Annotated in this window: 1 protein-coding gene; it reads left to right on the plus strand. The window is 48.4% G+C overall.

The window, feature by feature from the left end; translation table 11 throughout:
- On the plus strand, nt 1-402 hold the full coding sequence (locus tag CBF90_RS16385; RefSeq protein ID WP_000336615.1) for an antitermination protein N: 402 nt from the start codon (nt 1-3) through the stop codon (nt 400-402).
- Nucleotides 403-444 lie beyond the last annotated feature (42 nt).

Genomic DNA, 444 nt, shown 5'->3' on the forward strand with positions numbered 1-444 from the left:
ATGTGCCAATCGCGGGGGGTTTTCGTTCAGGACTACAACTGCCACACACCACCAAAGCTAACTGACAGGAGAATCCAGATGGATGCACAAACACGCCGCCGCGAACGTCGCGCAGAGAAACAGGCTCAATGGAAAGCAGCAAATCCCCTGTTGGTTGGGGTAAGCGCAAAACCAGTTAACCGCCCTATTCTCTCGCTGAATCGCAAACCGAAATCACGAGTAGAAAGCGCACTAAATCCGATAGACCTTACAGTGCTGGCTGAATACCACAAACAGATTGAAAGCAACCTGCAACGTATTGAGCGCAAGAATCAGCGCACATGGTACAGCAAGCCTGGCGAACGCGGCATAACATGCAGTGGACGCCAGAAAATTAAGGGAAAATCGATTCCTCTTATCTAGTTACTTAGATATTGGCCTTGGCTTTATCTCAATATTATATGG

The organism is Microbacterium sp. AISO3 (genome assembly GCF_002204305.1).
In the GTDB taxonomy this organism is placed as follows: Bacteria; Actinomycetota; Actinomycetes; order Actinomycetales; family Microbacteriaceae; genus Microbacterium; species Microbacterium arborescens.